Source organism: Citrobacter sp. Cb031 (assembly GCF_030336725.1).
In the GTDB taxonomy this organism is placed as follows: domain Bacteria; phylum Pseudomonadota; class Gammaproteobacteria; order Enterobacterales; family Enterobacteriaceae; genus Citrobacter; species Citrobacter braakii.
In genome coordinates this window covers 524,800-537,672 of sequence record NZ_JAOWDA010000019.1, presented here as the reverse complement: position 1 = coordinate 537,672, position 12,873 = coordinate 524,800, and the positions used below count along the sequence as shown (strand labels likewise).

The 12,873-nt window shown below is 49.4% G+C and carries 13 protein-coding genes; 5 read left to right on the top strand and 8 right to left on the bottom strand.

Going from position 1 to position 12,873, the window contains the following annotated elements; translation table 11 throughout:
- Position 1: 1 nt before the first annotated feature.
- The 7 genes from OGV93_RS03760 to OGV93_RS03730 all read right to left on the bottom strand — a co-directional run bounded on the left by OGV93_RS03760 (position 2) and on the right by OGV93_RS03730 (position 5,704).
- The gene (locus tag OGV93_RS03760; RefSeq protein WP_103766518.1) at positions 2–1,144 is read right to left on the bottom strand and encodes a DUF2586 domain-containing protein; all 1,143 of its coding nucleotides are present in this window, start codon (positions 1,142–1,144) and stop codon (positions 2–4) included.
- A gap of 2 nt (positions 1,145–1,146) precedes the next feature.
- Positions 1,147–1,803, bottom strand: coding sequence for a hypothetical protein (locus tag OGV93_RS03755; protein ID WP_286469812.1), 657 nt, complete (start codon positions 1,801–1,803; stop codon positions 1,147–1,149).
- Between the two features lie 35 nt (positions 1,804–1,838).
- A complete protein-coding gene (locus tag OGV93_RS03750; RefSeq protein WP_046274985.1) occupies positions 1,839–2,315 on the bottom strand; it encodes a phage tail protein in 477 nt (158 codons plus the stop codon).
- On the bottom strand, positions 2,312–2,785 hold the full coding sequence (locus tag OGV93_RS03745; protein WP_000016519.1) for a head completion/stabilization protein: 474 nt from the start codon (positions 2,783–2,785) through the stop codon (positions 2,312–2,314). The genes OGV93_RS03750 and OGV93_RS03745 overlap by 4 nt, the downstream gene beginning before the upstream one ends.
- Before the next feature lie 102 nt (positions 2,786–2,887).
- Positions 2,888–3,589, bottom strand: coding sequence for a phage terminase small subunit (gpM, locus tag OGV93_RS03740; protein WP_287109379.1), 702 nt, complete (start codon positions 3,587–3,589; stop codon positions 2,888–2,890).
- A 2-nt stretch (positions 3,590–3,591) separates the two neighbouring features.
- Entirely contained in the window at positions 3,592–4,614 is a 1,023-nt protein-coding gene (locus OGV93_RS03735; RefSeq protein ID WP_001177621.1) for a phage major capsid protein, P2 family, read from the bottom strand.
- A 28-nt stretch (positions 4,615–4,642) separates the two neighbouring features.
- Positions 4,643–5,704 (bottom strand): GPO family capsid scaffolding protein, encoded by a 1,062-nt coding sequence (locus OGV93_RS03730; RefSeq protein ID WP_287109378.1) that lies wholly within the window; start codon positions 5,702–5,704, stop codon positions 4,643–4,645.
- A gap of 177 nt (positions 5,705–5,881) precedes the next feature.
- Between OGV93_RS03730 and OGV93_RS03725 the strand changes: the two genes are divergently transcribed.
- The 4 genes from OGV93_RS03725 to OGV93_RS03710 all read left to right on the top strand — a co-directional run bounded on the left by OGV93_RS03725 (position 5,882) and on the right by OGV93_RS03710 (position 11,661).
- On the top strand, positions 5,882–7,693 hold the full coding sequence (locus OGV93_RS03725; protein ID WP_287109377.1) for a terminase large subunit domain-containing protein: 1,812 nt from the start codon (positions 5,882–5,884) through the stop codon (positions 7,691–7,693).
- Positions 7,690–8,751: a phage portal protein gene (locus tag OGV93_RS03720; RefSeq protein ID WP_287109376.1), complete on the top strand. Its 1,062-nt coding sequence runs from the start codon at positions 7,690–7,692 to the stop codon at positions 8,749–8,751. Before OGV93_RS03725 ends, OGV93_RS03720 begins: the two co-directional genes overlap by 4 nt.
- Positions 8,752–8,798: 47 nt before the next feature.
- Positions 8,799–9,074: an Ogr/Delta-like zinc finger protein gene (locus OGV93_RS03715; RefSeq protein ID WP_287109404.1), complete on the top strand. Its 276-nt coding sequence runs from the start codon at positions 8,799–8,801 to the stop codon at positions 9,072–9,074.
- Between the two features lie 313 nt (positions 9,075–9,387).
- Positions 9,388–11,661, top strand: a complete 2,274-nt coding sequence (locus OGV93_RS03710; protein ID WP_287109375.1) for an nSTAND3 domain-containing NTPase — start codon at positions 9,388–9,390, stop codon at positions 11,659–11,661.
- On the opposite strand, the gene OGV93_RS03705 is transcribed toward OGV93_RS03710, so the two are convergent.
- Positions 11,644–12,225 carry a replication protein gene (locus OGV93_RS03705; RefSeq protein WP_287109374.1) on the bottom strand — a complete coding sequence of 194 codons (582 nt, stop codon included), beginning with the start codon at positions 12,223–12,225 and terminating at the stop codon, positions 11,644–11,646. The two genes, OGV93_RS03710 and OGV93_RS03705, sit on opposite strands and share 18 nt — an antisense overlap.
- A 77-nt stretch (positions 12,226–12,302) precedes the next feature.
- Here OGV93_RS03705 and OGV93_RS03700 point away from each other — a divergent pair, with 77 nt between their 5' ends.
- Entirely contained in the window at positions 12,303–12,866 is a 564-nt protein-coding gene (locus OGV93_RS03700) for a DUF488 domain-containing protein (RefSeq protein ID WP_287109373.1), read from the top strand.
- Positions 12,867–12,873 lie beyond the last annotated feature (7 nt).

The window sequence follows — 12,873 nt, the reverse complement described above, 5'->3', positions numbered from 1 at the left end:
ATTAGCTCTCCAGTGAGGTATCCAGTTCGATGCTGACGCTGATTTCTTTCGCGCTCTCATACGGTCGAACCACAAGGTAAATTTGCACCGCTTCGCTACTGGTCCAGGTGATGGTGATGTCACCGTCTTTTGGTGGCTTCACTTCACCCGGAAACTCGACGCCATTGATCTGGGTTGAAATCGCCATTTCACGCAGTGGCTTGCCGAAATAGGTTTCATGCGCGGCGATGCTGCCCGGTGTGCTGTTCAGTGAACGATCGGCAATTTTGGGAATTGCACGCAGACGGACGCGGCGGGATGCTTTATCAACCACGCGCACATTTTCAATGACCTGATAATCACCGCCTTCAACGTCCAGGGTGCGACCATCAGCCCAGTAGATGCCGTCATAATCGTGATACCACATCGGCACGCTGTAGCGGTTCGCCTGCAAAGACTGCAACACGGCCAGATCAATTTCGGCTCCCGTCCCGTCAACCGGCAGTTTGTCACGCCCCAGCGCGGTGACTGCGCCGGTTGCAACGCGGGCGGGGCTGTCTGCCACCGTCACCGAACGGTTACACAAGCGACCGGCCAGGACGCCGGGTTCATTGCCCCACAGACGCGGGACCAGTTGCACACCCGGTGACGCAATACCGTCCTGGAGTTGTGCCAGGCGCGTCACATAATCGGCCCATGCTTCGCCCTGTTTCGGCCCGCCTATCGCAAGGCCAAACCAGATAAATCGCCCATAATTAGCCTGCAAGGTGATACGCATTTCCGTTGCACGGTTGATGGTTGCCACTTCGTCGGTATCAAATACCAGGAAAACTCCTTCCACGGATGCCACGCTCTGGGCCATCTTGACCGCGTTCATCCAGTCTTCATCTGGTTTATAGCCCTCGGCTTCCTTGTCTGGTTCTGCCAGCACATGCACGTAAGCAAACCAGTTCTGACCGGCGTTATTGGCCGCTGCGGCCACCATATTTTTTAACGGGCTGTCTTTGTCGCCCAGGGCTTTATCCAGATCGCTGCCGGTATTCAGCGACTGGGTTTTCCCGATGTTAGTGTCGCCGTAACCCACAAAGAGGATGACGCGCTCGACGTCGTTCGTTGTGCCGTTGAAGCGGTTTTTCTGACTGACGTTGACATTCGGCCAGGTCATTTTTACCCCCTGATTTGCTGCGCGTTGACGTCCCAGCCGAAGCCGATTGCCTGCATTTGCCGCGCAATAATTTGGTTAAATTCGTCATCGCTCACCCCCAGAAAAACGCGTCCAGGAATATCAATGGTCCATGTGCGTTTTGAGGGTGTGCCTTTCAGTTTTCGAATCAGTAATCCCGCCTGGGCCATGCTCATGGTTTCCATGATTTGCCTGCTGGACGGTTTAACCCAGCGCTTGCCCTTGCGGGTTTTGTAGCCCAGCGCCCGCAGGCGCTTGGCCTGTCTCGGTAGCGCGGGCTTGTCAGCCTGCGGCTTGCGCGGGGCGTTACTGGCTTTCATCTGGATCCTTGCGCCATCCTGCTGGACCGCACCGACCAGACCCGCCGCAATGGGCTTCGTCCCGTTCCGGTAGTTCCCGCCCTTGAGGTAAATTCTTACCCCCTGAATCTCCGGCATTTCACGCACGGCCAGCAGTTTGGGAAGCCCTTTTAACATCTTCCCTTTGCCACGCTTGCGCGGCTCCCACGGCGTACCGTCCGGGGCCGCCTGCTGGCGCTGGTGACGTTTTGCCGCTGCAACAATGCCCAGCTTTGCAATACGCCATAAAAGGCGCTGGCGCTTGCGCGGGGGAAGGTCAGCTTTTGCCAGCGTTTCCCGCATCTGCTTTAGCTGTTGCTGGTTCAGCTCCCCACGGATCACGACGCGTCACCACGCTGGACGATAAATTCCAGTTGCGACGCCTCCCAGATTTCGGGGTCCACGATTTCCCAGCGCTTGCCTTTGTAGGGGATCGGGCCGTTTTCCGCTTCACGCAGGACCAGCGGATCAACCAGCGGGACAACCACATCCAGAATACATGACCCTTCGTCGTCGAACTCCGGGTCCACTTTTGGATCGTCCAGCCTCAGCTCTTCGCGCAGCTCGTTGGCAAACTCATCCACCCAGGCCAGCACCAGGGCATAAATCAGCGCGGGCGAATACTTGCGAAACGGGAAGTTATCCCACGACAAACGACCGGTGTAAGTCAGCACTCCGATCCGGCGCTGGTTGTTTCCCATCGCTTTGGCGTTACGTGTCAGCTCGCAATCTTCCATCACACTGGAAAACATCTGCATGGCATCAGGCGGCAGATTTGCCGTAATAAACGCCGTCAGGCTTTCAAGCTGGCTCATATCAGATGCACCCCCACGCGTGGTTGTCGCAGCATGTTTCGCATCACGTTGGCCGCCTCGGCCAGCAGGCTGGCGCGGGTGTCCTGGCTTTCCTGCCCCGGATGCGATTCACGCCGCCCGATGGTGGCGAATTCCCCCAGTAAATCGGCCTTTGCGCGGGCGTAGACCGCTTTTTTGTACTGGGCTGTTAACTGGGTTTCGTCGCCCATCTTTGCACCCGGTACATCTGCGGCCCGCTCGCAGGCTTTCGCGTTCCAGTACGTCACCACGTCGGCCAGCGCGTCGTTTACCTCCGCAATAGCAGCCAGCAGGGCCACGCCTGCCGTTTCTGGCGGCAGGTCAGCGGGCAGCGTGCGCACCTTCTGAAACTCGGCCAGATCGAGATCGGGCCAGAACGTCACGCCGTTGGTGATCGCTGTTGGCGTCACCGTCACCGGCTTGCCGCTGATACTGAAACTTGGGCCACTCATTGGCGCACCTCGGTTTTACAATAGAAACGGGCTAACGGGTTCCACGGCCAACAACCGCATGGTTGATGCCTCCCCCGCGCCCGTCCCGGCTTGCGGGAGTCGTTAAAGCTGGGTCAGGCCATTAATCCGGGCGCGGATTTTTTCGCGCATGGTCTTAACTCCGGCGCTTTTGTTGTACGCCGCCGCCTGGGCCAAAAGGGCGTCGGCCTGCTCCAGCGTGTTCACATCATCCACAGCAGTAGCACGCGGCAGCCCCTTCTCGTCGCGCAGCAGGTAAAGACCGGCGAACTTGAACCACTTCGCGTTAATGTCTTCGTGCAAACGCCACTTTTCGCGGATGTTTTCAAACGTGCGGCTGAAATAGGGTTCGATGCTGTGACCGGCTTCCGCCTGCATGATCGCCCACTCCAGCACCGTGTCGGCCACAAAGGCAGGCAGGTTGCTTTTGAAGTTTTCCGGCGTGGCCTGGCTCTCACTGATAGCCACGTCAGCCCAGTCCAGCGCCTTGCCCATTTCCCCCGTATCGAACAGCCAGATCACGCAGTAAACCAGGGCCGGATTGGCAAAGCGGGCATCACCGGCGAGATATGCCTCGACGGTCGGCATCCAGCGCGGCAAAAGAACGTCGCGCTTCATGTCCATGCGTTCTGCACGCGTCAGACTGCGAAGCCGTTCAACATCCCTTTCCAGCTCCAGCATTTGAATGTGAAAGCTGACCGGCGATGCCGTCAGGGCTTCGCACTTATCCAGCGCCTTTGCGGCTTTCACGCGTGCTCGGTGTCGCTGACACGGGGTCATGGCCATTTTTACGCGCCTCCTCCCGGTGCAACTTCGCCGGTCGCAAGGGTGATTTTGTCGAATGCCGCATACAGCTCATCATGCTCGACGCCGTAACCTTCCATGCGCAGATAGTTATTCTCGAAGCGCTTGCGGTCGTCGTTCCATTCCGCTTTACGCTTACGTGTGCCCTGCTGGGTATAGATATGCAGGTTGTCCAGCGTGGTGACGATAAGGCGACCCTCCGGCATAAACGGCGGGGTGTACACGGTACGGCCAGCAATCTGGCGGCCAATAAGCTGCGCGGCGACTTTCTCAGTCGGGCGATCAATCTTATTCATCATGGTGGTGGCGTCGTTGCCGATAAGGTCAGCGGAAGCCAGCACAACCAGGCGCGGGTCATTGCGGAATGGCTCATAAATGCAGGTGTGAACCAGGTCAGTGACTGCCGCATCCAGACCAATAAAGTCAGCACCCGACGCGCCGATAGTGACGGCATCAGAAATAATCTGCTCAGATGAACGGTCTTTGACGATTTTGTGCCAGCCGATGTTGACGTCTTCGCCATTCGGGTTGGCTTCCGGGTCTGTATCTTCTGCAACACTCGTACCGTTGAACGCCACGCGCAGCATATCCAGCGCGAAAGATTCGTTGCTGAATGCCTGAATACGCTGGAAGAACTCCTCTTCGCTGCCCGCGTTCGCCCAGACAACCAGCAGGGAGTAAGGCAGATACGAACCGGAATCCGTTTCTACCAGCTTGTACTCATTACCGGACACGCCCAGGGCGCGGGAGAAACGACCATCTTTTTTACGCCCGGTGTAAATACCCGGTTTACCGGTGCTGACCACCTGACCGGTGATCTGGTCCACATCCAGCACATTGGGCAGCAGGCGCAGGAACTCAGAACTTTGCAGCAGGGCATTGCGCAGCTGGGTTTCTTTCGGATTGGTCAGCGAAAAGTAGCGCGACGTGTCCACTTGGCCGTTAGCTTTCGCCAGGCCTGCGGCAAACTTACGCAGCATCTGCTCTGCTTTTGGGGTTAATTGCATAATCTTTTATTCCTGAAAAGAATGGCTGTTAAACAAACTCAAACGGTTCTTTGCTGCCGCCAGGGGCACTGTCGGGGCGGCGCGTATTGCCGTTTTCCATCGCTGACAACTTAGTCAGGACGGTAGTCAACTGCGTGGTAAGGTTGTCCATCTGGTTGCCAGCTTCCTGGCGACGGGCGGAAAAGTCGCGGCGACGGCTGGCGCGTGGGCGCTTCGATGGCGTCACATTGAATGACTTCATGACTTTTGCCAGGTTGGCTTTGGCGGCGCTGAATTCTTCCGCTTTGACTTCGTCTTCCGGGTTTTCGATAACGTCCTGCGCCAGCTCGGCCACCTCGTCAGCAGCATCAGCGATCTGGGCAGCAACATCTGCCACCACATCGGCGGCCTGTTCTGGCGTATCGACCGTGTCAGCGTCACCCGCTGCGGCGTCTTTACCGCTTTTAAGCAGATCCAGCATTTGCTGAATGAGCGCTTTTAATTCTTCCATTTTTTCTCCGTCGCCCTCGGTGGGCTTATCAGTGTTTGGCTCTGGCATTGGCGTAAAATCTTTACTGGTCGAAAATAAACGCGACCAGAAAGAACCTTTTTTATCCGGGTTACTTGTCTGCAATGCTCCTAAGCTGAATGTTTCCAGACTTCCGCGCTCGGCGTCTTTTTCTTCACCGGCTAAAACAAATTTAATTTTTTCCGTTCCCAGACTTGCCGGAATATCTGTCACAGCCAGCCCGAAAAGATATTCACGACCGCTGCCAGCAAAATCAGTGACAAATTCGGCTGATGTAAATAACTTTTGTCCCTGCTGGTTGGCTTCAATTAAAAATTGATTCGGGATTAACTGGGCATATAACTTCGTGACGTCACCTTCCGTTTCCACTCTCAGCGCGTCTACTTCCCCTAGGTTGCAGGTAAATTCACGCTCGCCGATATCATATTGCGGGTGGTGCGGCCAAATCATGGCGGTATAGGTTTTGCGGGTGTAGGTTTCTGCCGCATCAATCAACCATTGCGGTTCAATGGTGCGACCGTCCACAGCCTGTCCAGATGTGGCAATACATAGCCAATCCGTGCGGTAATGAGATTGCGGCATAACTGACCTTTAATAATGAGTTTAAATAACAATGATTCGTTTGTGGTGGTCAGTATTGCGAATTGATTAAAACAGCGCGACCGCTTTATTTCTTATGTGTTCGGTTATAAATACATAGCCACTTTTTACCGATATTTAATTATCAATTCTGCAAAATAATCCCGCCATAATAGCCGCATGGCTAAATATTCCGATGAATTAAAAGAAGCGGCCCGCACGCTTTATATAAAAAGCTGGACGCCGAAAGATATTGCGCAGGAACTGAATATTCCACCGCGTACAATTTACCACTGGGCTGACGTCGGGAAGTGGGCATCACTGCTGCCTGTTGAATCGGTGGAAAATGTCATCGCCCGCCGTATCGACCAGCTCTCCCGCCGCGAGAAAAAAACAGCGCTGGAACTGGAAGAACTGCGCGATCTGATTGCCCACCATGTGAAACTCATGGCGCAGCGCAACAAGCACGCCGAAAAGCTGGCAGAAATTCAGGCCCAGAAAGCGGCTTATGATGGTGAAGGGTACTGCCTCAGCAGCGCAGGCGGGGAACCAGGGGAAAGAAAGCGCCGGTATAAGAAAAACGACGTTTCCGGTATTACAACGGAAATGCTCGACACCTGGGCGCGGGAACATCTCTTCGAGTACCAGCTGCACTGCCGCGAACATAAAGGCGAAGACTGGCGCTTCATTCTGAAAAGCCGACAGGTCGGCATGACCTATTATTTCGCCTGGGAGGCATTCGAAGATGCTGTCATTACCGGTGATAACCAGGTCTTTTTCTCTGCAAGCCGCTCCCAGTCTGAAATCTTCCGTGAATACATCGTCCAGATCGCCCAGAACCATTTCGGTGTGACGCTGACGGGTAAAAATATCCGCCTCAGCAACGGCGCAATACTGCGCTTTTTGTCCACGAACGCCAGCACCGCGCAGGGCTTTAACGGCCACCTGTATGGCGATGAGGTTTTCTGGATCCCGAAATTCACGCGCCTGCATGAAGTTGCCAGCGCAATGGCAACGCATAACAAATACCGGACGACCTACTTTTCGACGCCCAGCGCGAAAACGCACCAGGCTTACCCGGTATGGACTGGCGAAGCCTGGCGCGGGGACGACCCGAAACGCAAAGGTGTGAAGTTCCCGAACGACAGCGAAATGCGCCAGGGTATTCTCTGCCCGGACCAGATCTGGCGCTACATCATCACGATGGAAGACGCTATCGAAGGTGGCCTCGGTGCGCTTGTCGATATTGAACGGCTGCGCAACAAATACAGCCCGACCGCGTTCGCCATGCTCTACATGTGCCAGTTTGTTGACAGTAAGGACGCGGTGTTCAAGTTCTCCGCGCTTGTCGGCTGCGAAGTGGACCGGGCTACATGGGGCGACTTTGATCTGACCGCTGCGCGGCCCTTCGGCAATCGCGAAGTATGGGCAGGCTTTGACCCGTCACGATCCGGCGACAACTCCACCTTTGTTTTAATCGCGCCCCCCATAGAGGACGGCGAGCGCTTCCGCGTGCTTGCCGTCTGGCAATGGCAGGGCTTTAACTTCAGCTGGCAGGCCGACCAGATAAAGCAACTTATGCGCCGCTTTAACATCACTTACATCGGGATCGATACAACCGGCATTGGTAAGGGCGTTTATGACCTGGTCAGCAAGTTTGCACCGCGCGAAGCCACACCCATTCTTTACAGCGTCGAAAGCAAAAACCGTCTGGTAATGAAGATGATCGACGTTGTCGAGCGTAAGCGCATCGAATGGGCAAAAGACGCCGTAGACGAAACGAACAAAGAGCGCGTCGAAATTCCGGCCAGCTTTATGGCTATCCGGCGCACGACAACCAACAGCGGCAACGCGCTGACGTTTGTTGCCGAACGTTCAGACGCGACCGGCCATGCAGATGTTTTCTTCGCTATCTCGCACGCCGTAATTAACGAACCTATCGATCACGAATATGACCGCCCATCGGGCTGGTACTTTGGGAAAGCAGCATGACAAAGATACAGCGTAATAATAAAAAATTCAGGTCCATGACCGGCAGCAAGGTTGAAACCTTCACGCCAGGGCGCGGAAGCGTGATCACATTTGGCGAACCCGAACCCATCCTGACGACCGGCACGGATTATCACAATATCTGGTATGACAATGAATATGACCACTGGCGACTCCCGATTGATCGCCTGGCGCTGGCCCAGTTGCCGAACCTTAACGGCCAGCACGGTGGGGTACTGTATGCGCGGCGCAATATGGTTGCCGGTGGCTACATTGGCGGCGGCCTGACACCTGACCAGGTCGAACAGGCTGTCTTTGATTACCTGCTGTTTGGTGACGTCGCTATCCTGAAAATTCGTAACGTATTCGGGGAAGTGATCGACCTGCTGCCGCTGCCGTCGCTGTATCTGCGCTGCCGGAAAGACGGCTCGTTTGCTGTCCTGCAGGAAGGGCCAGCGCTTATTTATGACCCGGAAGACATCGTCTTCTTTAAAATGTACGACCCGCGCCAGCAGGTATATGGCCTGCCTGACTATATCGGCGGCATCCATTCGGTGTTACTCAACAGTGAGGCAACCATCTTCCGGCGCCGTTACTACAATAACGGGGCGCACATGGGCTTTATTCTCTATACCAGCGATCCCAATCTTACGCTGGAAATGGAAAACGAAATCAAAGAGAAGATCGCCCAGTCCAAAGGGCTGGGTAACTTCCGAAATATGTTTATCAACATCCCGAAGGGCGACCCGGAAGGGGTTAAAATCCTGCCGGTGGGCGAAGTCAGCGCAAAGGACGAATTTGCCAACATCAAAGGGATCACCGCACAGGATATCTTTACCGCTCACCGTTTCCCCGCAGGTCTGGCGGGTATTATCCCGACCAACGGCGCGGTAATGGGCAACCCTGAAACCGCCCGCACAACCTATCGCAAGGATGAAGTTATCCCGTTGCAGCGCAAGCTAATGAACGGCGTCAACAATGACCCGGAGATCCCCCCACATTTACACCTGCATTTTGATGTAGATATCCCGGCAATCACCGCCGAAAAGGGCGAAAAATGAGCGCAATTAAGTTAAAATCATCCCCATTGTTAGCAATGGCGTGCGGGATGGTGAACATGCGAGTTTTTAAAATTAAATGTCCTGAATGCGGCTCACCGGCCATCATTCGCAAATCTGACTGGAAAGATAAAAAACTGGCCGATTTATACTGCGCCTGCACGGAAGTTGAATGCGGCCACACCTTTGTTTTTAACGCCCAGTTTTCACATACTCTCAGCCCCAGCGGGCTGACCGGTAACAAGCTGGTTAAATTTCTAATTGATCGGCTCAAGCCCGAAGAACGTCAATTCGCGCTGGACCTGCTCAGCGGACAAAACTTATAAAACCCTCCAGCCACAATTGACGCACGGGTCACCAGTACCATTCGACGCACTAAACGTCTCACCATTCTTACATCACGCCGCAGTACGTCTAAATTGCGGCGACTTCCCAATATTTGAGGATTCCCTCTCCCGCCCCCCTCACCTACACACGATAATGGTGTGTTTATTGTACAGACTCAGTTCTGAACTCACCCAGCACCAGACGTACTCGAAAAAGACAAGAATGAACTAAAGAGATTGTGCACTAACTCCTTCAAACACCGAGAAACTTATGCAATCATTAATTGTTTAGCAATCTACGAAGACAAACGAAATGAATGATTATGATTTTAGTGTTCTCAACGACAAAGAATTTGAAAAACTAGCTGTTGAACTCATAAGTCATCGGGAAAACGCATCAGTTGAACGGTTCACCCCGGGAAGAGATCAAGGGATAGATGGGCGTTTTTATTCATCTGCAGATGACACTGTAATAATTCAAGCAAAGCATTACGCTAAAACAGGTTTTAACGGGCTACTGTCGAAACTTAAAAATGATGAATTACCTAAAATAAAAAAATTAAGTCCAAATAGATATATATTAGTTACCAGTGTTGGACTGACCCCATCGAATAAAGCAAGCATAAAAACCGCACTTCACCCTTATATATTAAGCACAACGGATATATACGGAAAGGAAGGCATTAATGACTTACTAATAAAATATCCATCCGTTGAGACCAATTTTTATAAACTTTGGATTTCAAGCTCTAATGTTTTAATTAACATTTTAAATAATGGGATTATGCAAAAAAGCAAATTTCTCATTAAATCTGCACATGATGAATCAGCTAGATATATTCAGACAAAGCAGTTTGATGAATCTTTAGATATATTAAAGACAAAGCATGTACTTGTTATAACTGGCTCTCCCGGTGTTGGAAAAACTACATTAGCTAAACAATTAGCTCTTTTTCATTCAAATAATAAATATGAAATATATCATATTGAAGATTCAATTAATGAAGCAGAGTCTTGTTTTTATCCAGACAAACTACAGTTTTTCTATTTTGATGACTTTCTTGGCGCAAACTACTTAGATGTTATTGAGGGGAATTTCGATTCAAAAATAATGAACTTCATTCGAAGAATATCATTAGATAGCACAAAGAGACTAGTCTTAACTACAAGATCAAATATACTTAATCGAGCAAAAAATATTAGCGAAGTTTTTAATTTCGAAAAAATAGAAAAACGTGAATATGAAATAAGTGTAACTGAACTCACCCAAACCGAAAAAGCTGATATTTTATACAATCACATTTGGCATAGCTCACTTACAACTGAGTTTTCAGACGTGTACTTTCAGAACGAAAACTATTGGGAAATAATAAAACACAAGAATTTTAACCCTCGACTAATATCAATTATAACTGATAGCGATAGGCTATCGGGAATGTCAAAAGAAGAGTATTGGCCTTACATAAAAGATGCACTAAACAACCCAGAAATCATCTGGGATTTATACTTTAAGAAACAAATACCTGAAGAAATTTATGATCTCGTAAGCATTGTGGTCTTAAATGGCGGTAATATCGAAGAACCTAAATGTAAAAAGGCGCTAAAGCAAGTTTTTAATAAAAAATATCCAAGTGATTTTTATACCAAAGTTAATAAGATAGATGACTTTATTAAAGAATCATTAAAATCAACTCTCAATAGGAATATACGTTTAAATCAGTCACACAAAGTTGCAACTATATCCCCTTTCAATCCATCAATTTCTGACTACATCATAAATCGTTTATCAAAAGATGACACAACTCTTTCATTATATTTTGGAGCACTGGATACATTTCAATCTATTAATACCTTATTCTCTTTAAAAAATAATGAAAAGTTAGGCGAGCACATATTCAATTCAGTTATAGATAATTTATTATCCAATCAAAAAACCAAGATAATTAATGATTATGTGATACACCTTTATTATAGTATCTTGAAGTCTGACATACCTAACATTAGCAAATTAGAAAAAATCTCTCCCTCTAAACTTGTTAGTATAATGGAAAGTCATGTATCTTATGATTTTGAAGTTGGAGAATGCCTTATATGGGCAATTGATAAACAACCACATCTTTTTTCTAAAAACTTTGCTATTGATTTTATTGACTATGCTCTTTCCTCAAGTCAAAAATACGCTTTATATCATGAGGACTATCTTCCCCTAGCAAAACTAATAACATTTTATCCTGACATTGAAAATGAAGATAAGTTTTTGGAACTTAAGGAAAATATAATAGATTTTTGGGAGTCAGGGTTTGATGAAATTTTAGGGGACTCCGCTAAAATTCAAAATCTAGACCCTGATGATTTTGACAAGGCGGAAGATATCGCTTTGAATTATCTTCATGAATTGCTCGATGAATACCCTTTCGAATTTGATGAAAGAGATATTGAGTCGATGATGGATAACATTGACGTATCCTCACATTTCCCAGATTATGGCTATGACCATGATTATTATGATGATAATAAAGAAATGCCTCGTTCTACGCAACATAGCGATAGCGTAAGTTATATTAACGATCTATTCAGTAGAGACTAACCCCTCCCCCTCCCATTCATTAACAAAATGGGAGGGTAAATTGATTGACTTAAAAAATTTTACCGTCCTTGACTCGTCGGGTAATTGACGCGTTATCAACTGGCCGTCAGCGCTGGCCTGATAAACTTTGCCGTCTATCTCCAGACGGCTCCCCATTAATAGCGAAACGGCCTTAATCTCTGCAATCTCAACTGAATACAACTCCGCATCAGCCAGCAGGCTGGCAACCGCAGGGGCAAGTGCCGCCCGTCTGGCTCTTTCAGCCCCCGATCTGGCCTCGTTTTTTTCCACGGCAGAACGCCAGGCGGCATCTAATTCGCTCCCAGGCTCATAAGATGATCCGCTTTGCTGCCTTTTGAATGGTGTTTCACGTAGTCGCCGCATCAATTTGCGCCGCGTTGACTGGTCCATGTTTTCAAAATCGACGATTTCCTCTTCTGAATCTTCTGTCATGCCCTCCACATCAGGCGAAAAATCGGTGTTTTTTTCGTCTTCCGTAGAGTTATTGACAGAACTCGAACTCAAACACTCTGTGCATTTTTGTGCAGTATAAAAAGTCTTCATGTTGATCATCAGTGCATAGACTTTTATGATTAGTTCAAAATGGCATTGTGCAGTATGCTCCGCAACGGGTGACACTTATGAACATTCAAACCGAGACAATTTTTAGCATTGGGCATGGTGCTCGCAGGCTAGAAGAATTTATAGCTTTGTTGAAAAAATATCATATCAGATATGTTATAGACGTTCGTTCAAAACCCAGATCTAGGTTTCACCCACATTTTAATCGTGAAGCTTTGACTCTTCATTTGAAAGAGGCAGGCATTCGATACGTATTCATGGGAGAACAATTAGGTGGTATTCCTAAAGATAATCAATGTTACGATGAAGACGGACGTGTTGATTACGAAAAAATAAAAAACAAAGCTTTTTTCCATGAGGGAATAGAGAGAATAAAAACGGCTCATTCAAAAAATTTAAAAATTGCATGCATGTGTAGCGAGTTATCCCCTTGCGATTGTCATAGAAGTAAATTAATTGGTGATTACTTGCAATCACTCGGGATAGAAATGCAGCATATAGATAAGAAAGGAGATATTAGTTCACAAAATGACGTAATGAAGGAAGTGCTCGGCTCAAATGGTGAATTGGACCTATTTCCGGACAACACCAAAAAATTAAAATCAAGAAAGTCGTATCGCTGAATAAAGG

Coding starts and splice junctions, on each gene's coding strand:
- OGV93_RS03760 (WP_103766518.1), bottom strand. CDS start 1,144: ATGACCTGGCCGAATGTCAACGTCAGTCAGAAAAACCGCTTCAACGGC.
- OGV93_RS03755 (WP_286469812.1), bottom strand. CDS start 1,803: ATGCGGGAAACGCTGGCAAAAGCTGACCTTCCCCCGCGCAAGCGCCAG.
- OGV93_RS03750 (WP_046274985.1), bottom strand. CDS start 2,315: ATGAGCCAGCTTGAAAGCCTGACGGCGTTTATTACGGCAAATCTGCCG.
- OGV93_RS03745 (WP_000016519.1), bottom strand. CDS start 2,785: ATGAGTGGCCCAAGTTTCAGTATCAGCGGCAAGCCGGTGACGGTGACG.
- gpM (WP_287109379.1), bottom strand. CDS start 3,589: ATGGCCATGACCCCGTGTCAGCGACACCGAGCACGCGTGAAAGCCGCA.
- OGV93_RS03735 (WP_001177621.1), bottom strand. CDS start 4,614: ATGCAATTAACCCCAAAAGCAGAGCAGATGCTGCGTAAGTTTGCCGCA.
- OGV93_RS03730 (WP_287109378.1), bottom strand. CDS start 5,704: ATGCCGCAATCTCATTACCGCACGGATTGGCTATGTATTGCCACATCT.
- OGV93_RS03725 (WP_287109377.1), top strand. CDS start 5,882: ATGGCTAAATATTCCGATGAATTAAAAGAAGCGGCCCGCACGCTTTAT.
- OGV93_RS03720 (WP_287109376.1), top strand. CDS start 7,690: ATGACAAAGATACAGCGTAATAATAAAAAATTCAGGTCCATGACCGGC.
- OGV93_RS03715 (WP_287109404.1), top strand. CDS start 8,799: ATGGTGAACATGCGAGTTTTTAAAATTAAATGTCCTGAATGCGGCTCA.
- OGV93_RS03710 (WP_287109375.1), top strand. CDS start 9,388: ATGAATGATTATGATTTTAGTGTTCTCAACGACAAAGAATTTGAAAAA.
- OGV93_RS03705 (WP_287109374.1), bottom strand. CDS start 12,225: ATGAAGACTTTTTATACTGCACAAAAATGCACAGAGTGTTTGAGTTCG.
- OGV93_RS03700 (WP_287109373.1), top strand. CDS start 12,303: ATGAACATTCAAACCGAGACAATTTTTAGCATTGGGCATGGTGCTCGC.